The following is a 20,962-nucleotide window of genomic DNA, read 5'->3' on the forward strand; positions in this document are numbered from 1 at the left end:
CGCGGGCCCTGCGGTCAGCCGGACCGGTCGGTCAGCTCACGGATCGCCGCCTGGTACGCGGCCTGGGTGTGGTACGGCCAGTGTCCTTCGATCGGCGGCGGCACGGTGTCCGCCGGGTCGATGGTCAGGCTGCGGGGATCACGGAGTCGACTGTCGACGTCGGCGCCGGGCGGTGGTCCGTCCGGGCCCGGAGGGAAGAGCGGCCCGCCGATCGGGTCGGTGTCGCGCCACAGGTTGCGCCACCGCCACCCGATCCGCCCGCCCAGGTCGCGCAGCGTCCGCGGCCCGAGGTACGCCGGGTAGAGCCGCGCGTAGGTGCGTTGCAGCGGTGAGCCGTAGGTCAACAGCGAGACCCGGGCCAGCACGGACGGCGGTAGTTGCAGGATGGTGGCCGTGGCGAGCACCGAGCCGTGGCTGTGTCCGGAGATGACCACCGGTCCCCGCGCGGTGAGCCCGGCGACCCGTTTGGCCAGCTCCGGAACGGCGCGGGCGGCGTAGCAGGGCGGCGCGAACGGGTGGACCGTTCGGGGCCAGAACGTGCCGAGGTCCCACAGCACCGCCACCACCCGCCGGGTCTGGGCCGACCGGTACGCCCGGAAACCGAGGATCATGAGGCAGAGCACCAGCAGGCTGATCACCCAGACACCGGCGTCGGTGACGTAGGCGGCGAGCACGGCGGCCGCACCACCGTGCCCGCCGAGGCGGTCCGCGAGCTGGGTGGGACCGATCCCGATCACGTCGAAGGTGACGGTGGCCAGCCCGAGCGACGCGATCAGCAGGAACGCGACCAGCACCGGGCCGAGCTCCTCGGTGATCCGGGACCGGGCGATGGTCTCCCGGACCAGGCGCAGCCGGTGCGCGTCCTCCGCCGACACGTCCGGGTAGTCCCGCTCGATGATCCGCGCCGCCAGCCTCCGTCGCTGTCGGCGGGTCAGCAGGAGGGTCGCCGAGGTCACCGCCGCGCCGATCAGCAGCGCGCCGAGCCCGGCGAGCGCGGCCCACCAGTAGGCCACCGGCGGCTCCAGCGGGCCGACGATCGGCGGGTTGGGCCGGATCGGATCGGGGATGTCGCCGTGGTCGAGGGCGTCCGCGACGCGGTAGACCAGGGTCGCGGTGAAGGCCGCGCCAACGCTCACCGCTGCCGCCGCCATGATCGGGGTGCCGAGCCCGCGCAGGAAGGGGCGCTCGTCGTCGCGGGCGGCACGCTGCCGGGTGTACGTGACGACGGTGAGCACGACGAGCAGGACGCCCTGAGTGGCGACCACCCCGGCGGCGGCGCCCTCGTACCCGGGCAGCTTGCCCGAGCCGGACGGTGCCGCGTCCGCGAGCGCAGCCGAGCCGAGGCACAACACGGTCACCACCACGGTGGCCGCCCAGAGGGGGCGCAGAAACCGTCGGGCCCCCGCCGGGCTGGCCGGCACGGGCAGGGCGAGGAGGGCCACCTCGACCACGAGCAGCCCGACGGCGATCCCGAACAGCGCGCCGTGACCGGGCGCGCCCACCCCACCCGGTGAGATGCCGGCGAGCAGGGCGACGTTCAGCGTCCCGATGCCCAGCACCACGTGGATCTGTCGCAGCCAACCGGTGGTCTGCTCGTCCTGCCAGAAGCCGGCGTCGGTGAGGCTCTCGGTTTGGCCGCCGGACGGGGGTTGCGCCGACGACGGGCCGAACCCCTCGAAGGCCCGCGCCGACCGGGTGCCGATGGCCCAGACGACCCGCAGCGCCAGCAGGGGAACGATCGACAGCAGGGCCAGCCGGGGCCCGGTCGGGAGGGTGTGCAGCCAGGCCAGGTAGGGGCGGCTGGCCCGGCACCCGGGGTACGGCACACACTGCCAGCCGACCAGGTCCAGCGTGACGCCCACCGCCGCCAGCATGAACGTGGCCGTGAGGGCGCCGGCGAGCAACCGGCACAGCACGCCGAGCAGCCCCCACCGGTCGTGCCCCGGCGGCCGGAGCCAGATCGCCAGGTTGCTCAGCATGAAGGGCAGCAGCAGCAACATCGAGGCCGTCCGTACCGCCGCGCCGGCGGTCAGCGAACCCCAGCGGTACGCCTCGACGGCGACTCCATCGGTGGCCCCGCCGGCGGTGCCGCTCCCCGGCCGGGGCCGGAAGAAGCCCGCGTGCGTGTTTCCGGCGACCCGGGTCACGATCGGGTGGTCGAGGATCCGTTCGGCGGTGACTCCGGAGATGCCGTGCACGCGCAGCTCCACGGCGTCGCGCCCCGGCGTCCTGTCCACGCCGTCAGGGTCACAGACAATCCACTCGGGCGCTGCCGATACCGCAAACGTCGACGGGTGGGCGGCACGGCTCTGACCCGGGTGGCCGTGCGGTTCGCCGGTGCGACGAGATGACGTACCTTCCCGGAGGAAGTCGCCAACGGGGAAGTCACGTCCACGGGGTTCCACGATCGTGATGAGGACCAACGCCGCCATGCGGAGCCTGCTCGGCAGTGCGGCCTTCGCCGCCGACCAGCCGACCGTTCCCGAGTTGGACCAGGACACGCTCGACGCGGGCTGGACGGTGGAACCGAGCGGTGCGCTCCTCTTGGTGGGGAATCGGCCGAAGCGCATGCACGACATCCCGGCGGAGGCGCTCGGGGAGGGCGAGTACGAGATCAACGACGTCTACGTGTCGCTTGACGACCTGGGTAGGGAGACAGCCGACTTCCTCCCGAGGGCGGCGTCCCGTGGGCTGTACTTCGCCCGCCGGATGCTGGCGGCGGCGCGCGGCCTGCCGGGTTCGGAGACGCTCCTGGCGACCGTCGCCATCCATGTCGAAGTACTTCGCCCTTCAGGGCGCCACGATCCGCTTCTTCTGCCGGCGCGGGGCCCATCCACCCTGGTTCGACGAGCTGGAGACCTACACTCGGGAGGCGATCGCAGTGCTCGACCTGTCCGACGTAGGGGACCCCCAGTCGGCCGCAGGTCCCTAACCCGCTCAGGTTGGCCATGAAGTTGTTGCCACGACACGCCGAGCGGAGTGGCAACAACTTCATGATCAACGGGGTGAGGAGTGGGTGGCGGCGGCTGCGCGGGCCGGTAGTGCCGCGGTGACCCGGATGGCTTTGACGATCGCCGGGATGGAGCCGATCAACAGCACCAGTCCCCAGATGATCGCGATGATCGCGAAGATCAGCGCTGCCACGTCGTCGACGATGCTGACCAGGATCACCGGCACCAGGTTGTGCAGGAACTCCAGCACGACCGTGCACAGCAGGGTGGTGAGGATCAGCAGGACGAGGCCCTTGTTCTGCAGGAAGCGCGGCTGGGCCAGCACCAGCATCCCGGCCCACACCAGCTTGAGCAGCAGCACCAGCCCGAGCAGCACCGCCGCCTCGCCGACCGGGAAGAACCCCCACAGCGCCAGGTACGCCAGGGTGCCGAACGGGACGGCCAGGAACAGCGACACCATGATGGACAGCTCCACGAACGCGACGACCAGCGCGACCAGCCCGACGATGATCAGGATGATCGAGAAGATCAGGCTGGCGACGCCCTGCACCCGACCCTGGACGCGTTCGGGCAGCAGCAGGCCCAGGCAGAACAGCCCCGTGCTCCAGACCGCCACCGCGTCGATCAACGCCAGGTAGCCGGTGCCCCGGCCGGACGGTTCGCTGACCCCGGAGGCGTCGTCGATCTCCACGTCCAACGCGCCGGCGCTGTCCGCGAGTGCCGCACCGGCGTCGGCGCCGCCGAGCAGCAGCCCGGCACCGAGCTCCACCCCGATCGCCAGGACGATGGCGAGCATTGCCAGCAGCAGGAACGGTTTGCGCAGGTCACCCACGGCGGCACCTTCCTTTCCAGTCCCGGTGTGGCCAGGACGATCGGGTCAGGACGTGGCCACGACGACCGTGCAGGCGCCCAGGCCGGGGCAGACCAGGCCCACATCGGTGACCTGGTCGACGGCGATCTTCGCCACCGCGCCGGTGCCGTCCGCCGCCGGCTCGACCTCGTCGCGGATGGTGAGGTCGGCGTCGCCGGGCGCCGGGGCGACGACCGTGAACCGCGCCGCGCTGCGCAGCACCAGGGTGCGCAGCCCGCCGGGGTCCGCGACCCGCACCGCGCAGCTGCCGGAGAACTCCAGCCGGCCCGTTTCGTCGGCGCAGTCGGCGCTGACCGTCGCCGGATCCACCGCTGAACGCTCGCCGCCCAGCGCGCCCAACCGGTCGACGAACCCGTGCCGGGCCCCCGGATCACCCTGGTCGTCGCGGCCCGCGCCGACCGCGACCACGAACAGCGCCACCAGCAGGACGGCGAGCAGCCCCAGCAGCGCCTTCTGCCGACCACTCATCGCGCCACGGCCTGCGCCACGATCTCGGTGAACCGGATCTCGTCGACGCCCGCGAAGTAGCGGTTCGTGCCCTGCGTCTTGCCGACCACCAGCAGCGTGACCTGGTGCGGGCCCTTGGTGAGCTGCACCGTGCCGACGTCCAGCAACTCCGTCTTTCGCACGGTCGGCGTGAAGCCGAGGAACGTGCCGCCGACCTGGTTGCCGTCGATCGTGAAGACGGTGTTGGCGTAGTCGAGGGAGGTGGTGCGTACCGCCGCGAAACGCCAGGTGCCGTCGGTCGGGATCTGCACCGTCACGGTGACCTTGTCGCCGATGGCCAACCCCTGGAAGAACAACTGCCTGTCGCCGGACCAGGTCACCCCACAGCAGTTGGATTGCGCCTCCACCTTCGCCCCGCTCTTCTTCGGAGACTCCACCAGCGCGCCCGGCACCAGGCTCTCCGCCTCGACGGTGACCACCCGCGGCTCGTCAGGGGCCGGCTCGCCGTCGCGGGTCAGCAACACCACCGCCACGGCGACCACCACCAGCACCAACGCCGCCGCGGCGGCGATCCACAACCACGGGGTACGCCGGGGCGGGGCGACCGCCCGCACCTCGTAGGTGACCCGGCCGCTGGAGCGGGAACTCTCCTCCGGCGCGGTGTTCGCCGAGTACGCGAACCCGGTCATGTCGTAGCGCCGGGGTGGGGTGCCCGCCGGCACGGCGAGCTTGACCAGGAACGAGACCGAGCCCTGCCCGGGCACCACCCGCTGCGGCTCGGTCACGGTGAACCAGGCCCGCTGGGAGCCGTCGCCGGGCGCAACGTCGAACACCACCGTGTCCGGCGCGTTGCCCGGGTTGGAGACGGTGAAGGTCAGCTCGCCGCTGTTGCGCGGGTCGAGGGTGAACTGTTCGGCGGCGGCGACGACCGCCCACTCGGTGGTCATGACGACTCCTCTGCGACGACGATCTCGGCGGTGGCCGAGGCGGGCTTCTCCGCCTCGACGATGCGGGTGATGACGGCGAGCTGGTCGGCGGCGGCCGCCGGCACCCGCACCACGACGTGAAACGGCTGCTCGGCCGGCTCCTCGATCGCGAAACCGCGCATCCCGGTGGCCAGCTCAAGAGCCCTGCACATCCCGTACGGGGTACCGCGCCAGCGGGCCAGCAGGGCGGCGTTGGCCACCAGGTCGCGCAGCCGGCCCACCGGCAGCGGCAGCGGGGCGTCCGGGCGCGGCGAGGCCACCACGTGGTCCATCGCCACCCAGCGGGTCAGCTGCACGACCAGCCCGTCCGGTGCCCGGTACGGGTCGAACAGGGCGTCCACCTCGGCGAGGATCGCCTCGTCCGGGGCGTGCAGCCCCTCCATCACCTCCAGCAGCGCCCAGAGGACGCTGCCCGGCACGCAGGCCCGCTGGTAGGCGGCGGGCAGCAGCCGTTCAATCGCCGAGCGTCGCATCCTGCCGCACCACCTCGATGTCGTGCTCGCCGGAGCAGAGCAGCCAGGTGTCGGGGACGGTCACCACGTCGGCGGTGGCCTGGTTGGCGCTGGCGGTCCAGTCCACCGCGCCGGCACTGCGGTACACGCCGCGCTCGCCGCCGGCCAGGATCAGCCGTTCCTGATCGGCGCCGGTCGCCGCGCCGCCGCTCACCGCGATGGCGTCCACCGGTACGAACCGGGTCCGGTCGCGCAGCGGCAACCCGCAGTTGACCATCACCGGTTGCCACTGCGGATGAGCGGCCAGGGTGTCCAGCCGCAGCACCCCGCCGCTCTGCGTGGCCGCCACGGCGAGGGGGCCGGCGAACGCGAGATCCCGGCAGGTGCCGCCGATCCAGCCGCCCTGCACCGACTGCCACTGCACGTCGGACTCGAACAGCCGGGTGCGGTGGCAGCCCTGGCCCGGCTTCTTCGGGTCCGGCTCGCCGGCGCCGCTCCACAGCAGCGTGGCGGGGCCGTCGTACTGCACCGCCAGCACCCGGTTGTCCACGTTGGACAGGCCGACGTGGGCGAAGCTGCCCGGTCGACCGCCAGCCGTCGACAGGTACACCCCGAAACCGGCCTGCGCGGCCACCGCCACGCCCGGCGCGCCCCGCTCGGAGACGAACGCGCGCACCGCGTAGAACCCCCGGTCGGCGTCGGACGGGTCGACCAGGATCTGCAACGGCACCGCGCCGGGCAGCAGCGACACCTCGTACAGGCCGGTGTCGGTGGCCACCAGCAGCGCGCCCGCGCCGTCGCGATCCAGCCAGGCCACGTCGGAGATCCGCGAGTCCAGGTCGGTCAGCAGTGACCACGTCTCGCCGAGGTCGGTGCTCAGGTGCACCCGGGAGCCGCCGGAGGCGCGCAGCGTCACCACGGCCACCGAGCCGGGACGCGGCACGATGCCCGGGCGCGCCGGCGCCGGGGCGGGCGCCACCCGCAGCACCGTCTCGCCGTCGAAGCGGCCGGCCGGTTCCCACCCCGCACCCGCGTTGCTGGAGCGGAACAGCACCGGGCCCCGCCCGGCGTACCAGGTGCGGGGCTGGTACTGGTCGACGGCGAGGGCGCGTACCTCGGCGTCGGGCGCCTCGTCGACCACGAACCGCACCGACTCGACGTAGCGCACGCCCGGCTCGGCGTGCTCCAGCAGCCGGTACACGTTGGACGCCCGCAGCGGCTCGCCGAACGGCCAGCCGGTCGGGTTGAGCGCGGTGGGCAGCGGGCTCAGCGTCTGGTGCAACCGGTCATGGATCCGCCGGCGGACCGCGTCCACGTCCTCCTCCCGCCGGACCACCACCCGGGCTCGTACCGACACCGCCTTGAACCGGGCCCAGGTCGCCCGCGACCGGATACCGACCATCCGCCGCTGTTCCAGGTCCGTCTCCACCCGGCGCCGCGCCTCGGGCACCTCGTGCTCGCGCAGCACCGCCACCGGCAGCCGTCCACCCGGCCGCGCCGCCGCCGGCACGTACGGCACCAGCACCACCTCGACCTCGCCGGGCCGGGCGAAGCTGTACACCGCGGCGCGGGTGAACGCGCGGGCCCGGGCCACCGCGCCGGAGCTGGTGGCGAGCACCTCGAAGTCGCGGGCGGTGACCGCGCGCTGCTGGGCGAAGAACTCGTACGGGCCGCGCAGCAGCACCGATTCCAGCGCCTCCTTCTCCCGGCCGCCGGCCGCTGGCCCGGGGTTGTCGACGCGTACCCCGGTCAGTGGGTCGCGCAGGCTGGTCAGCGTGCCGGCGGCCACGTTGCCGGCCGGCCCGCCGCCGGCGCGGTACCAGAGTCGGATCTGCCGTCCGGCCGGCGGCACCGCCGCCACGGTCACCGGCGACGGCGACGGCGCCGGGCCACCGGGTGCGGCCGGGGGTTCGGCGGAGGCGGCCGGATCGGCCGGCGCGGGCTCGCCGGTGCTGCCGGGCTGGGTCGGCCCGGCGGGCGGCCGCAGGTCGAGGGCGGGGGCGAAGGTGACCGTTCCCGAGCACCGGTCCACCAGGTACACCTTGGCCTGCGGACCGAGGCCGGCGAAGCTGTCGACCGGCCGCCAGATCTCGAACGTGCGGCCGTCGTGCTCGCGCGCCGCCGCGCCCAGCTCGACCGTGCCGGCCGGCACCTCCACCCCGAGCAGCAGGTCCAGCGGCTCGGCGGTGTGCGCGAGCGGGGCCCGGGCCGCCCGCAGCACCTGGCCCGGCTGGCCGGTGCCGATGCCGAGCAGCTCCGCCTCGACCGGCTCGCAGTGGTGCATCCGCACGATCACCGAGGTCTCGCCGGCGGGCAGCAGCGCCGGCTCGGTGGTGACGAACACGACCGGCCGGGGGTCGGCGCCGCGAGCCGCCGCGACCCGCAGGCCGGCCGGGATCCGCACCGCGCCCCGGTCGGTGCCGCTGCGGGTGAACCGGACGTCCGCCCAGGCCGCGGTGGGCGCGTGCCGGGCCACGCCGAGCAGGTTCAGGAACGAGACGTACGCCTTCTCCGGCAACTGGTTCAGCCGGTAGATCATCACCTCGGTGAGGTGCGCGAACGCCTCCACCAGCGCCATGCCCGGGTCGTGCGCCGACAGGTCGGTCCAGGCCGGGCAGGACTGCCGGATCCGCTCGCGGGCCTCGGTGACCAGATCGAGGAACGCGCGGTCGTCCAGGTGCGGCACGGGCAGCGTCATGAAGGTCCTCCCGGTGCCGGTTCGTCGAGGGGGAGCAGGTCCACGGAGACGATCAGCTGTCCGGGGGTCAGGCTGGCCCGTACCCGGTAGTCCAGCCGGATCACCAGCCGCCACGCGTCGTCCGGGTCCGGGCCGGCGTCCACGTCGATCACCTCGACCCGGGGCTCCCACCGGGCGATGGCCTGCCGCACGTAGTGGATGGCCAGCCCGGCCGTCGTGTCGTCGTTGGGCGCGAAGATCAGCCGGTGCAGCCGGGAGCCGTACCGGGGCCGCATCAGCCGCTCGCCCGGCGTGGTCGACAACAGCAGGAACAGCGCCTGGCGTACGGTCTCGTCGCCCTCGGTCATGGCCAGGCCGCCGGCCGCGGTGAGCGCCAAGCCGCCGCTGCGCCCCGCGTCGAAGCCGGCGCCGACGAAGCGGAACGCCCTCATCGGTCCGCCTCCAGGAACCGCTGGCGCGGGTCGCGCACCGTGTGGTGGACCGCGCTGGGCGGCGTTCCGTTGGTGAACCCCTCCAGGTGGGACAGCACCACCCGCTGCCCGTCGACCCGTAGCCAGTCGCTGTAGCCGACGCGCAGGCTCTCCGTCGTGGTGCACGGTTTGATGGTCGGGCCGTAGTTCGGGCAGGCGATGATCTTGCGTCCCTCCGGGTCGTCGTCCACCAGCACCGGCACGCCGGTGACGGTCACCCACCGCTGGGAGGGCCGGTTCTCGACCCGGCCGTCGTGGTCGCAGGTGATCACCGAGTCGCGGTGGATCCAGCGCATCAGCCGCCTCCTTCGTGGTGTGCGCGGGCGAGCGCACGGGCCCGCTCCACCGCGGTGGTCGGGTCCTCGGTCGACTCGGCGTGCAGGAAGTCCACGCTGCGGGCCCGGACCACCATGGCCCGGCCCGGCGCGGAGATCACCAGGTCGGTCGCCGCGTGCAGGGTGGCCAGGTCGGGGGTGAGCTCCAGCCAGCTGCCGCCCTCCGTGGCCAGGCGCAGGCTGCGCTGGACGTCGTCGACGACGATCGACTGCCCTCCGGCGGTACGCAGCGTCCAACGGCGGGCCCGCCCGTCGTTGATGCCCGCGTCGTACGGCTCGACGGCCCCGAACAGCGAGCCGAGCACGATGCCGGAGGCCGGCTCGCCGCCGGGCAGCACCACCAGCACGGTGTCGTCCGGGTCGGGGAGAGCGACCAGCCCCTTGCCGCGCCCGGCACCGGGACAGAGCACGCCGAGCCACCCGGCGTCGAGGTCCCCGTACGCCGGCAGGGTCAGCCGGACCCGGCCCAGCCTGTCCGGGTCGGCGACGTCGGTGACCGTGCCGAGCGTGACGACCGCGCCGGCGCTCGACGCGGTGGGCGGCGCGGCCGGTGGCACGGTGGAGAACCGGGTCAGGTGGCCGTTGCCGTCCACGGTGTGCACCACCTCGGTCAGCACGTACGCCCCGGCGACCGGGTCGGGCACGCCGGTCAGGTCGATCCGCCGGCCGGGCCGCAGCACCGGGTCGCCCTCGGCCACCCCCTCGGCGGTGACCAGCGCGGCCGCGCGGATGTCCAGCCGGGCCTGGGCCAGCGCGGCCAGCTCGTCGTCGCTGCGGCCGGGCTGGTCGACGGCCGTGCGTACCCCGTCCGCGCCCACGTCGGCCGGGTCCGGCCGGTCACCGGCCGGCCGGCCGCAGCGCGCCTCGTCGGCCTGCTGGCTGATCGGTTCGGCCCGTTGTGGGTGCCAGCCCAGCGCCGCGCTGGCGCCGCTGGCCTGGTCCAGGTTGGTGGACAGCCGCAAGGTGTGCACGCCCGCGCCGAGGGCCAACGCGACCGGTTCCCCGTACCCGGCGAGCGTGATCAGCCGGACCTCGTCGCCGTCGGCGGCCAGGTGCAGCCCGGCCCGGCCGGTCACCTCCCGCAGCAGCTCCAGATCGCTGTGCCGGTGCTGGAGCAGCCGCTCCAGCCGCGGCCCGTCGGTCTCCGCCGTCACCGTCAGCCCGACCTCGCCGCACAGCTCCCGGGCCAGCTCGGCGGCGGTCACCGAGGTGAACACCCGCAGACCCTGTCGCTTGCGCAACCGGTGCAGCGCGTCGTACGCCCGCAGGCGCAGCACCGCCGCGCCGTCGGCGGCGTACTCGACCTCCACGCAGGTCACCTCCCCGGTGAACAGCGCGTCGGGATGATCGGCGAGCCGTACGTCCAGTGCGGCGCCGGGGCGTACCGCGGGGTCGAACGCGCCGCTTCCCGCGCTGGTGGCGAGCACCAGCTCGGCCTGGGTGGGCTGGTCGAGGCGGGCGGCCACCCGCAGCGAGCGGACCCGCTGGCGGGCCGCACCGGCCAGCTCGGCGCCGTCGAGCAGGACCGTCAGCGCCCGGGGCGCGACGCTGGTCACGGCGCACCGCCCGGCCCGGCGCCGCCCGGGTTGGTGCCGGCTGGGCTCATGCCGGCTGGGTTGGTGCTGGCCGGACTGGCGCCGGTCGTCGTTCCGGTCGCTCCCCAGGCCGCGGGCGCGGTGGCGATCGAGGTGCCCCCGAACGACGCGCCGGCACCCACCGCACCGGCCACCGCCCTGGCCATCCCGGCCACCGCACCCGTCACCGTGGACGCTGCCGCGACACCGCCGGCCGGGACGCCGGACGGCGGGACGGCCAGCGTGGTGCCGGCCGGCACGGCCAGCGGATCGGTGATCCGGTTGTGCTCGGCCAGCAACCGCCAGCGCAGCGGCGAGCCGAGCGCGTCGTTGGCCAGCAGATCGAAGCGCACCCCGGAACGGCCGGGTTCGGCGGCGCCGTCGCCGGCGGCGACCACCGCGCTGCCCGGGGCGGCGGTCGGGGTGCTCGCCGCGGCCAGCTCCTCGGCGAAGCCGGCCTCCGCCTGATCGGCCGTCTCGGCGGCCCGGACCAGTTTCAGCCGCAGCCAGGAGCGCCGTGGCGAACCGGTGCCGGTGAACGCGTCGAACCGTTCGGCCACCGCGATGATGACGCCGGGCACGTTCCAGGTCTTGCCCCAGACCAGCCGGACCAGCGGCGGCCGCAACCACCCGTGCTCGGCGCTGGAGTTCTCCGCCAGCATCCACAGCGGACGGGTGAGCACCCGTACGTCACCCGGACGGACCTGAGCCTCCACGAAATCGACGTCGAAGAGCAGGTCGAGCACCAGCTCGGTCCGGCCGCCGCCGGTGAACACCAGCGGGTCGTCAGCCAGCCCGGCCCCGGTGAGCTGCCCACCGGCGGCCGCCCGATGGCGTACTCCGGCGAGCCGGGTCACCTGCACGGTCTCCGGGTTGAGCAGACAGTCCACCCGTTCGCCGGAGGAGTCGATGAGGAAGGCGACGCGTTCCATCAGTCACCCGCCTGTTCCCGTTCCAGTCGGCCCAGGTCGGTCGCGTCCAGCGCCGCACCGGGCACCGTCCACAGCAGCCGGTCGTCGGGCAGCGCCGGCCACAGATCGCCGGTCACCGTCAGCCACCCTCCGCCGGCCGGGCCGCGCCCCGACCCACCCGTCCACGCCGCGCCGGTGACCGCCTCCGCCCCGCCGGTCCGGTGCCCGGACCACGCCGGCTCGTCCGGCAGCGCCGGCCAGGGTCCGCTGCCGGCGGCGCGGGCCACGTCGAGCGGGCCACCACCCGTCGCGAGCCCCACCGGGCCCGTCCGTCCGGCTCGCTCGTCGGCCTCGTAAAGGTGCGGCCCGCGCGGCGCGTCTCCAGCCGCCGCCGAAGCCACGCCCGGCCGTCCCGCTCGACCACCGCCCGCCGTGAGCCCGCCTCGACCGACCTCGAACCCGTCCCGGTCGACCTCGAACCCGTCCCGGCCGGTCTCAGGGCGGCTGGTTCCCGCCGAGTGCATGCTCCCGCCCGCCGTGGACCGGTCTGTGCCCCGATCCGGCCCGCCCTCGGATCCGCCAGCGGATCTTGGTGGGAAAGTGCCCCTGGAGGGGTCGAGATCTTCCAAGATCCGGCCCGGCCCCCGGGAGTCGAGCGCGGCGGTGGCGGGCGAGGTGGTTGCGGGGGGCTCAGATCTGCGCGAAGGGCCGGTGACCGCGGGCGGGTGGGACGGCCCGGGGACGGCAGGACGGATCATCGGCCGGAATGGCGCAACGGCTTTCCCCGCCTGTCCGGATCGCGCCGGCCGGTCCCCGTCCCTCCCGGCAACGGCGCCGGAGGCAGCCCGTTGCGCCGGTCCGCCGAGCCCCGAGGTCGCACCCGATCCCGCCGACGCGGTCGACCCTGCCGGTGCGTCCGGCCCGGGCGGCGAAGCGAACCCGCGGCGGAAGCGCGGTCGGGCTGACCTCGTCCCGTCGGCCGCCGAGCCACCCGGCGCCCCGAACCCCATCCTCGCGCGAAACACGCCAGACGTCCCGGGGGCACCCGCGTCTGCGGACCCGCCGGCCGCGCCGATCCTGGCACCCCGGCCGGACGAGCCGCCGGCGCCGGACGAGCCACCGTCGCCTGGGTTCGCATCGCCGGACCGATCAGCTGCACCATCCGCGCCGGGCACTGCGAACCCGCCGGCCCCAGGCCCGCCGGATGCACCACCCGCGCCGGGCACTCCGAACCCGCCCGCGCCAGGAACGCCGAATGCGCCGGCATGCGGGCCGCCGGCGCTGGCAGGACCACCGAACTCGGCAGCGCCATACCGCCCCGACCCACCCGCACCCGGGAGCCCGGCCGGATTCCCGAATCCAGCCGACGGGTCGACTGTGGACCGCTGACGACCCGATCCCTGGACGGCCCCGCTCGCCCCATCGCCGGCTTCTGCACGCCGGACGGCGTCCTCGCGGCCGGGACGGCCGTGGTGTCCGTCCGTACCATCGCCAGCGGCGCCGGCCCAGGCCGGCCCGGCCTCCGGCCCGTCGAGGTTCAGGTCCTGCAGCAGACCGGGAGCGTGTGTGGCGACCAGGTCCAGCCAGTGCTGCGGTGGCTCCCCGAAGCGGCGCGGCGCAGCCGCACGGACGTCCGGCGGCCGGTGCCCGGTCGCGGGTTCGACGCGCCCGGCGAGACGCTGCACCGCCCCGGCCGCCGAGCGCAGCCGGCCGGCCAGCCAGCTACGCGGGAGCCGGTGCGGTGGCACCGCCGGTCTCCAGCTCCAGACCCTCGTAGCGCAGGGTCAGCGATGCGATGGCGATCTCGTGGCTGAGTGTGTTGAGGTGCGCCCCGCGCCACCGGGTGGGCCAGGCGTCGATCAGGTTCCAGCGCAGCACCTCGGCGGTCCCGACGGAGTCCAGCAGCACCACCGAGACGTTGCGGCGGTTGAGTGTGCCCTGGGCCGTGGCGTGCACCCAGTCCCACAGCTCCCGGGATGCGGTGAGCCCGAAGTGCAGCGTCACCGGCTCGTACTCCGCCTGACCCGGCACCATCCGCATCCGGCCCAGGCCGTGCTCCCGGTACGGCTGGCCCGGGATGTTCACCTCCAGGCCGCTCATCTCGGTGAAGTGGCCGTTGGTGACGCCGTTGATGAGCAGCCGGAAGTTGTACGCCCGGTACGGGTCGACCGGGGCACCCGGCTGCGGGGTGGCTGTGGTGGGCATGTCAGCCTCCGATCGTCTCGGTCTCGGTGCCGCCGGCCCACTGGCTCAGCTTGAACACCACGAATTCGGCGGGCTTGACGACGGCGATGCCGATGTGGGCGATCACCATGCCCGCGTCGCGGACCTCCGGCGGGTTGGTCTCCTCGTCGCACTTGACGAAGAACGCCTCCTCGGGGCTGCGCCCGAGCAGCGCGCCGTCGCGCCACACCCGGGTCAGGAACGCCCCGATGTCGCGTCGGATCGACCGCCAGAGGGTGAAGTCGTTGGGCTCGAAGACCATCCACCGGGTGCCGTTGGCGATGGCCTGCTCGATGGCGATGCTGAGTCGGCGCACGTTGAGGTAGCGCCATTCACTGGCCTCGGCGGCGAGCGTACGGGCGCCCCAGACCCGGATGCCCTCACCGGCGAAGTAGCGGATCACGTTGACGCCCTTGGGGTTGAGCACGTCGTGCTCCGGCCGGGTGACCAGGTAACCCAGGTCGACGGCGCCGCGGACCGGCTCGTTGGCCGGTGCCTTGTGCACACCGCGCAGCGCGTCGGTGCGGGCCCAGATGCCGGCCAGGTGACCGCTCGGTGGGGTCAGTTCCAGCTCCCCGCTGATCGGGTCGCGCACACGCAGCCACGGGTAATAGAAGGCGCCGAACTCCGACTGCCGGGGCCGGTACGCCGCCCCCTCGTGGCCGCCCGAGCCGCCAGGGCCGCCGGAACCGCCTCCCGCGCCGCCGGATCCGCCGGCCGGGCCGCTGCCCCCGCCCTCGGCAGGCTTGGGGGGCTTGCCGGAGGACGGGGTGGCGACCCGGGTCAGCGCGGAGATGTCGTCGATGTCGGGCGCCGGGTCGCAGATCGCCACCATGGTGCGGGTCCGCTCGGCCATGCTCAGCAGCGCCTCGTGGGCGACGACGTCGTGGAAACCGGGCGCGGCGATGATGGAGATCTCGTCGATCGCCTCCAGCAGTTGCAGCCCGCCCCGCCGCTGCCCGGTGCCGCTGATCGCGCCGCCCTCACCGACGTTGACCACCCAGCAGCGGGCGCCGCCGTTGTCCAGGAAGCCGAAGACCGCCCGGGCCAGCGCGGTGCTCTCCGCCTGCTCACCGCCGGCGTAGAGCCGCAGGAACTCGGTCCAGTTGTTGACCGGCACCGCCCTACCCAGTTGGGCGGAGCGGTCCGGGGCGACGCCGACGAAGGCGGCGATGCTGGTGCTCGCCGGTCCGATCGGTCGGGCGCCGCTGGGGACCTCCTCGACGTAGATGCCGGGGGAGAAGTAGCTGGGCATCGGTCCTCCTGTGCGGGTGGGCGTCAGCGGGTCGGTGGCGCGCAGACGATGACGATGTCGGGTTCGGCCGGGTCGACCTCGGCGGTGAGCACGAGCCCGCGCCCGGTCAGCCGGAGCCGGACCGGGCCCGGGTGGTCGGGGTCGTGCGGTACGCCGACGATCAGGAACCGGCCGTCGGGGTCGGTGCGGGTGACGGACGACGTGCCGGGCAGCTCGACCCGCATCGCGGCGAGGGGTTGCTCCTCGGGGCCGACCACCCGGCCGGTGAGGGTGCGCAGTTCCAGTTGCCGCAGCCGCAGCGGTTGCAGCACCGGCGGCGCGGCCGGGGTCGGGTGGTCCACCTGCGCCGGCACGTCGATCAGCAGCGCGGGGCGTGGCGCGGTGCCGAACGCGGTCCACAGCGGCGCCTCGCCGGCCTCCAGCACCACCGGGTAGCGACCGTCGCGGGTCGCGGCGGTGAGCACCCGGTCCAGCCGGTCCAGCCCGGCCGGACCGGTCACGCAGAGCAGGTAGCGGACCGTGAACCGGTACGGCTCGCGGACCGCGCCGCTGGAGCGGGTCTGCCGCGCCGGGCGCAGCTCCATCGGCCAGAGGGTGAGGCCGGCGGCGTCACCGTCGGTACGGGGCGGGCCGACCGGGACGGTTTCCCCCGCCGCGCTGGTCAGCCAGGCGGCCAACTCGGCGGTCGCCGTCTCGATCGGTCCGCGCCCGTCGGTGCTCATCGCGGCGGCGTGCCCTGGATCCGGTACGCGATTGCCTCGTTCCACACGTGCGGGTAGACGCCGATCTCGAAGTAGCGGGTGAACCGGTTGATCGGCGCGTTGGTGTGGTCGTGGTAGAGCAGCCACACCGGTGCGATGGTGAACAGCACGTAGTTCGCCAGCACCAGCGGGATGTAGAGCGGGCCGAGCAGGCGGCCCTGGAAGATGTGCACGTCCTCGTGCCGCTGGATGCCGGGGCTGGAGCCGGCGCAGACGGTGCCGATGGTGGTGGCGTACCGGGGCGACACCCCCTCCACCAGGCTGACCCGGCCGCTGCCCAGCGAGGTTGGCCGGTCCAGCGAGTGCCCGAAGAGCAGGTGCACGGCCAGGTAGATGGCCCCGACGACCGTGTTCAGCAGGCTCCAGGTGTGGTCGACGACGAAGAGGAAGATGCCGCGGGCGTCCGACGCGTACACCCCGGCGGAGGCCACCGCCCAGCCGAAGACCGCGCCGACCAGCAGGCCCACGACGGCGCCGATCAGCAGCCCGATCGGGCCGCCGGCCAGGAGGCCGAGCAGGGCACCGAAGCCGACCTGGACCGCCGCGCTGATGATTCCGAAGACCATGACGTCACCCCTCAGACCCAGGAGCGGAAGACACGGGGCTCGCGACCCTGCGCGACCTGGGTCGGCGACGCCTGGGTCGCCTGCCGGTTGCCGGGCGGGATCTGGTTGACGCCGAGCGCGGCGGAGAAGATCACCAGTGCGTTGAAGAACGCGATGATCCACTTTTCGCCGCCGGCGTCGTCGGCGAACGCCGCGGTCACGTAGGACAGCAGGAGCGCGATGGCGATGGCGATCCACTTGCGGATCTTGTCGCCGCTGGGGCCGATCAGCCCGCCGATGACGTTGGTGGCCAGCAGGGTGGCGGCGCTCGCGCCGGCGAGGCTGCCCAGGGCGGCCCAGGTGAAGAGATCGTTCATGGCGATCCCCCTTTTCTGCGATGGTGCGACCGGGATGTGGTGGTGGTGAGGTCCGGTGCTCCCGGGTGGGAGCACCGGGGCCGGTCGCCGTCGTGGCGGGGCGGCCGGGGCCGGGCGTGGCCGGCAGGGCCGGCCACCGGATGGATCAGCCGGGCCCGGGCGCGCCGGCGGGCGGGCCCGGCGAGGTCGGGCCCGGTGCGGCCGGCGCCGTCGGGCGGCGGCGACGCAGCAGGAGTACGCCCACCGCGGCGAGCAGCAGCAGGAGGAGCAGCCCGCCGACGATCAGCAGCCAGGGGAACCCGCCTTCGCCGGCGGCGGCGACCGGCGAGGCCGACGGCCGGGGCGGCGCCTCGGCGACGGCCCGTAGCTCGGTCGGCTTGTCCTGGTTGGAGTCCACCTTCCAGCTGACCGAACGGCCGTTGACGGTGCCATTGGAGTCGATCACCCGGCCGGGAAATGTCACCGAGATCTCGAACGACATCAGCTTGAGGAATGCCTGTTGCTGCTGCGGATTCTGCTGGGCCATTTTTCCGCCGTATTTCGCGGGGTCGAGCGGCAACGTGAAGCGGTAGAAATCACCGTCCCGGACCAGTTTGACGCTCTCGCTGTCGAAGCTCGCCAGCGGTGCCTTGCGGTAACTGATCTGGGTGCCGAAGAGTTGGTTGTCCTCGTAGCCGGTCTCTTCGCCGGGCGGCAACGCGGGAATGTTCTGCCGCAGCTCCGCGAACGCCGCCGGGACGTTCTTGTTCCGCGAGGTCAGCAGGGACTTCTGGGCGGTCAGCAGCAGCTGCCCGTCGACCGTGTCGTCGGCGTTGACGGTGAGCCCCATGTTGAGCTGCATGCAGCCGCTCAGAACGGCGAGGAGGAGGAGACACACCGCGACGCGGAGTGCCTTACCGCGGTTGAATCTCCTGTTCATGGAATCAGTGTGTGTGATCCCATTCACACGAGCAGTCGGCGATCAGTCACAACGCAGTCGCCGATCTTACCGGTGTGCTGTCACGTTCGGCTGAGGCCGACGCCGGTACACATGACTACTCTGGAGTCTTGGGCCCAGCGCAGTTTTCACGCGCCTCGGTTCGTCACGCGGGCCGACGCGCCAGCGCCTACCCGGCAGAGTCACCCGCCCGGCCTAGGCTCAGGGAATGATTGTGATCGCGGCCGTGCTGCTGGTGGATTCCGATGGACGACTGCTGCTGCAACTGCGCGACGGCAACGCCCGCTACCATCCCGACGTGTGGGGGCTGCCCGGCGGGCACGCCGAGGCGGGGGAGACGCCGGAACAGACCGCCGAGCGGGAGCTGTGGGAGGAGACCGGCCTGCGCGCCGACGGCCCGCTGCGCCCGTTCGCGGTGCAGCCGCTGCCGCAGCTCCGGCGGGTCAAGCACTACTTCATCGGCGGCACCCGGGCCCGGCAGGAGGACGTCGTGCTCGGCGAGGGGGCGGCGATGGTCTTCGTGCCCCGCGACGAGGTGCTCGACGGCCGCCCCTACACGCCGGGCACCGTCGAGGTGCTGACCAGGTTCCTCGCCGCACCCGAGTACGCCGGCACGGCCACCGCCGGCTGAACGTCCGCCGGGACCGGCTCAGCCATGCGGTGCAGGGTGGCCCGGTGTACGCCGAGCGCCGTGGTGCCCAGGTGGCGGGTCATCTCCGCTCCATCCACCCTGGACAGCCACCGGCCGTGCCGGTCGCGGATCCCGTCGGGCGCCTCGGCGTGCTCGCCCCGGCGGACGGCCGGGCCGAGACCGAGCGCGTCCAGCGCCCGCAGCGCGTTCGCCATCAGGGTCAGCCCGGCGCCAACCTCGCGTAGCTCGGCGGGCGCGCTCCAGGACGGTGACCCGCCATCCCTGTCGGTGCAGGGCGAGCGCCGCGCTCAGCCCACCGATCCCGGTGCCGACCACCACCGCGTGCGGGTCGTCCATGTCGACCACCTTTCCACACCGGTAGGAGCGACCCCGCTGGCGATCAGTCGGCGGTGGCGCCGATCCGGTGCTGGCTCGGGCTGATCCCGCGGACCCGACGGAACGCGGTGCTCAGCGCGTACGGGCTGGCGTAGCCGACCCGGCGGGCCACCGCGCCGAGCGTGGCGTCCGGCTCGCGCAGCAGATCCGCGGCGAGCGCCAGCCGCCACCCGGTCAGGTACGCCATCGGCGGCTCACCGACCAGCTCGGCGAACCGGCGGGACAGCACCGCCCGGGAGACGCCCACCTCGGCGGCGAGCACGGCGACCGTCCACGGTCGGGCCGGGTCGTTCTCCAGCAGCCGCAGGGCCGGGCCGACCACCGGGTCGCCGGCCGCCCGGTACCAGCCCGGCGCCGCGTCCGGGCGGCCGAACCAGGCGCGCAGCGCGCCGATCAGCAGCAGGTCCAGCAGCCGGTCCAGCACCGCCGCCTGGCCGGGCGCGTCCCGGGTCACCTCCTGCGCCAGCAGCGGGACCAGCGGGCTGCGCCACTCGTCGGCGGGGACCACCAGCAGCGGCGGCAGTGCGGTGAGCAGCCGCCGGCTCACCTCGCCGGGCAACTGGTACGTGCCGGTCAGCAGCACCGTCGACCCGTGGGGGCCGGTGCCCCAGGTGCGTACGCCCAGCGCCATCGACTCGGCCAGCGGCTCGCCGCGCAGGGTGGTGCAGCGCTGACCGGGATGGATCACCACCTGGGGTGGGGTGGCCGGGTCGTCGGCGACGAGGTAGCCGTCCGGCCCCCGCAGCACCGCCACGTCGCCGGGGCCCAGCGCCGCCGCAGCGGCGTCGTCCGGTACGAGCCAGGCGGTGCCGCTGACCAGCGCCACGACGGTGAGCGGCGCCCGGTCCTCGATCCGTAGCGCGTACGGCGGGTCGAGCACCGAACGGAGCAGGAAGGCGCCCCGGGCCCGGGGACCGTCGAGCAGCCCGGTGAGGGGGTCCATCGCGCGATGGTAGACGATCGCGAGGGGCGCTCCGGAGGCCGCGAGCCGCCGGCGCAGTGTGCGGAAGGTGGGCGAAGGTGCGGTTCAGGGGGCTGCGGGTCGCCGGTGGCCGGCTGCGGCGGGACTGGCGGCCGGTACTGGAGACGACCCTCGCGGCGACGGTTGCCTGGCTGCTCGCCACCCGGCTGGTCGGGCACCCGCAGCCCTTCTTCGCCCCGGCGGCGGCGCTCATCGTCCTCGGTCAGGCCCGGGGACAACGGATCCGGCGGGCCGTCGAGGTCGTCCTCGGTGTCGCCGCCGGGGTGCTGGTCGCGGACCTGGTGGTGCAGGCGCTGGGCCCGGGTTCCACCTGGACGGTGTTCACCGTCATCCTGCTCACCGTCCTGCTCTCGGCGGCCCTCGGCGCCACCGGCGTGACGTTGGTGCAGGCCGCGGTCTCCGCGCTCTACCTGGTGGTGGTCGCACCGCCGGACGCATCGCTGGTGCCGTTCCGCTTCGTCGACGCGCTGATCGGCGGCGCGGTCGCGCTCGCCGTCAGCCTGCTGGTCGACGCCCGGCACCCGTTGGCCCCGCTGGTCGCTGAGGTACGGCGGACCTTCGACGAACTGGCCGGGCTGCTGGACGGCATCGCCGACGCGCTGGACCGCCGCGACGAGCCCGGCGCGGTCGCCGCGCTGACCCAGGCCCGCGGCATGGACGCCCGGGTCGACGGGCTGCGCGACGGGGTGCTCGCGGCCGGCGAGGCGCTGCGGCTCAACATGCGCCGGCGCCGGCACATCGGCCGGCTGCGGTCGGTGGACGAGTCGATCCGCCAGATCGACTACGCGGTACGCAACGTCCGGGTGCTGGCCCGCGCCGGGGTGACGCTCAGCCGGCTGCAGTCCCCGGCGCCGCCCGAGCTGGGCGTGGCGCTCCGTGCGCTGGCCGAGGCGGTCCGGGAGGCCGGTGCGGCCCTCGCCGCCGACCTGAACGGGCAGGACGAGGCAGCCGACCGGCACGCCAACCGGGCGAACGAGGCCGCGCTGGCCGCCGTGCACACCGCCGGACAGCTCTTCGGGCCGAGCCAGACCCTCCCACTCGCCATGATCATCGGCCAGGTCCGGGCCACGGCCATCGACCTGTTGCGCGGCGTCGACCCCGACAACGACGTCGCCGTCCTCACCCGGGTGGACGACGCCCTCGGCCTTCCCCCGGTCTGA

At 74.1% G+C, this 20,962-nt stretch carries 21 protein-coding genes and 1 pseudogene; 2 read left to right on the forward strand and 20 right to left on the reverse strand.

The genetic code is table 11. The features are described 5' to 3' along the window. Positions 1-14: 14 nt before the first annotated feature. From KBX63_RS03495 to KBX63_RS03575, 17 genes are all read right to left on the reverse strand, one after another. Positions 15-2,237 carry a hypothetical protein gene (locus KBX63_RS03495; RefSeq protein WP_210908020.1) on the reverse strand — a complete coding sequence of 741 codons (2,223 nt, stop codon included), beginning with the start codon at positions 2,235-2,237 and terminating at the stop codon, positions 15-17. 760 nt (positions 2,238-2,997) lie between these two features. Then, entirely contained in the window at positions 2,998-3,783 is a 786-nt protein-coding gene (locus KBX63_RS03500; protein ID WP_210908022.1) for a hypothetical protein, read from the reverse strand. Positions 3,784-3,828: 45 nt separating this feature from the next. Further along, complete coding sequence (locus KBX63_RS03505) at positions 3,829-4,290, reverse strand: hypothetical protein (protein ID WP_210908024.1); 462 nt, start codon at positions 4,288-4,290, stop codon at positions 3,829-3,831. Then, positions 4,287-5,216 carry a hypothetical protein gene (locus KBX63_RS03510; RefSeq protein WP_210908025.1) on the reverse strand — a complete coding sequence of 310 codons (930 nt, stop codon included), beginning with the start codon at positions 5,214-5,216 and terminating at the stop codon, positions 4,287-4,289. Before KBX63_RS03510 ends, KBX63_RS03505 begins: the two co-directional genes overlap by 4 nt. Next, positions 5,213-5,728: a phage tail protein gene (locus KBX63_RS03515; protein ID WP_210908027.1), complete on the reverse strand. Its 516-nt coding sequence runs from the start codon at positions 5,726-5,728 to the stop codon at positions 5,213-5,215. Before KBX63_RS03515 ends, KBX63_RS03510 begins: the two co-directional genes overlap by 4 nt. Continuing rightward, positions 5,709-8,405 carry a putative baseplate assembly protein gene (locus KBX63_RS03520; RefSeq protein WP_210908035.1) on the reverse strand — a complete coding sequence of 899 codons (2,697 nt, stop codon included), beginning with the start codon at positions 8,403-8,405 and terminating at the stop codon, positions 5,709-5,711. Before KBX63_RS03520 ends, KBX63_RS03515 begins: the two co-directional genes overlap by 20 nt. Then, the gene (locus KBX63_RS03525; protein WP_210908037.1) at positions 8,402-8,836 is read right to left on the reverse strand and encodes a GPW/gp25 family protein; all 435 of its coding nucleotides are present in this window, start codon (positions 8,834-8,836) and stop codon (positions 8,402-8,404) included. The genes KBX63_RS03520 and KBX63_RS03525 overlap by 4 nt, the downstream gene beginning before the upstream one ends. After that, entirely contained in the window at positions 8,833-9,171 is a 339-nt protein-coding gene (locus tag KBX63_RS03530; RefSeq protein WP_210908039.1) for a hypothetical protein, read from the reverse strand. Before KBX63_RS03530 ends, KBX63_RS03525 begins: the two co-directional genes overlap by 4 nt. Beyond that, positions 9,171-10,766, reverse strand: coding sequence for a contractile injection system protein, VgrG/Pvc8 family (locus tag KBX63_RS03535; protein ID WP_210908041.1), 1,596 nt, complete (start codon positions 10,764-10,766; stop codon positions 9,171-9,173). The genes KBX63_RS03530 and KBX63_RS03535 overlap by 1 nt, the downstream gene beginning before the upstream one ends. Continuing rightward, a complete protein-coding gene (locus tag KBX63_RS03540; protein WP_210908043.1) occupies positions 10,763-11,716 on the reverse strand; it encodes a hypothetical protein in 954 nt (317 codons plus the stop codon). Before KBX63_RS03540 ends, KBX63_RS03535 begins: the two co-directional genes overlap by 4 nt. Beyond that, entirely contained in the window at positions 11,716-12,015 is a 300-nt protein-coding gene (locus KBX63_RS03545) for a hypothetical protein (RefSeq protein WP_210908045.1), read from the reverse strand. The genes KBX63_RS03540 and KBX63_RS03545 overlap by 1 nt, the downstream gene beginning before the upstream one ends. Before the next feature lie 1,402 nt (positions 12,016-13,417). Next, complete coding sequence (locus KBX63_RS03550) at positions 13,418-13,900, reverse strand: phage tail protein (RefSeq protein WP_210908047.1); 483 nt, start codon at positions 13,898-13,900, stop codon at positions 13,418-13,420. A 1-nt stretch (position 13,901) separates the two neighbouring features. Next, the gene (locus KBX63_RS03555) at positions 13,902-15,173 is read right to left on the reverse strand and encodes a phage tail sheath subtilisin-like domain-containing protein (RefSeq protein ID WP_210908060.1); all 1,272 of its coding nucleotides are present in this window, start codon (positions 15,171-15,173) and stop codon (positions 13,902-13,904) included. A 23-nt stretch (positions 15,174-15,196) separates the two neighbouring features. After that, positions 15,197-15,895 (reverse strand): carboxypeptidase-like regulatory domain-containing protein, encoded by a 699-nt coding sequence (locus tag KBX63_RS03560; RefSeq protein WP_210908062.1) that lies wholly within the window; start codon positions 15,893-15,895, stop codon positions 15,197-15,199. Continuing rightward, positions 15,892-16,500, reverse strand: coding sequence for a glycine zipper family protein (locus KBX63_RS03565; RefSeq protein ID WP_210908063.1), 609 nt, complete (start codon positions 16,498-16,500; stop codon positions 15,892-15,894). Before KBX63_RS03565 ends, KBX63_RS03560 begins: the two co-directional genes overlap by 4 nt. 11 nt (positions 16,501-16,511) lie before the next feature. Further along, a complete protein-coding gene (locus KBX63_RS03570) occupies positions 16,512-16,856 on the reverse strand; it encodes a hypothetical protein (RefSeq protein WP_210908065.1) in 345 nt (114 codons plus the stop codon). A 145-nt stretch (positions 16,857-17,001) separates the two neighbouring features. Beyond that, the gene (locus tag KBX63_RS03575) at positions 17,002-17,775 is read right to left on the reverse strand and encodes a DUF3153 domain-containing protein (RefSeq protein WP_210908067.1); all 774 of its coding nucleotides are present in this window, start codon (positions 17,773-17,775) and stop codon (positions 17,002-17,004) included. Positions 17,776-18,001: 226 nt separating this feature from the next. Between KBX63_RS03575 and KBX63_RS03580 the strand changes: the two genes are divergently transcribed. Continuing rightward, positions 18,002-18,424: an NUDIX domain-containing protein gene (locus KBX63_RS03580; RefSeq protein WP_210908070.1), complete on the forward strand. Its 423-nt coding sequence runs from the start codon at positions 18,002-18,004 to the stop codon at positions 18,422-18,424. Here KBX63_RS03580 and KBX63_RS34960 read toward each other — a convergent pair. From KBX63_RS34960 to KBX63_RS03590, 3 genes and pseudogenes are all read right to left on the reverse strand, one after another. Continuing rightward, a complete protein-coding gene (locus tag KBX63_RS34960) occupies positions 18,346-18,639 on the reverse strand; it encodes a hypothetical protein (protein ID WP_247661735.1) in 294 nt (97 codons plus the stop codon). The genes KBX63_RS03580 and KBX63_RS34960 overlap by 79 nt on opposite strands. Positions 18,640-18,706: 67 nt before the next feature. Continuing rightward, positions 18,707-18,781, reverse strand: a pseudogene (locus KBX63_RS34965) (hypothetical protein); the annotation flags it as partial. Between the two features lie 43 nt (positions 18,782-18,824). Further along, the gene (locus KBX63_RS03590) at positions 18,825-19,763 is read right to left on the reverse strand and encodes an AraC family transcriptional regulator (protein WP_210908072.1); all 939 of its coding nucleotides are present in this window, start codon (positions 19,761-19,763) and stop codon (positions 18,825-18,827) included. Between the two features lie 77 nt (positions 19,764-19,840). Here KBX63_RS03590 and KBX63_RS03595 point away from each other — a divergent pair, with 77 nt between their 5' ends. Continuing rightward, positions 19,841-20,962: an aromatic acid exporter family protein gene (locus KBX63_RS03595; RefSeq protein ID WP_210908074.1), complete on the forward strand. Its 1,122-nt coding sequence runs from the start codon at positions 19,841-19,843 to the stop codon at positions 20,960-20,962.

Source organism: Micromonospora sp. U21 (assembly GCF_018070045.1).
Lineage (GTDB): Bacteria > Actinomycetota > Actinomycetes > Mycobacteriales > Micromonosporaceae > Micromonospora.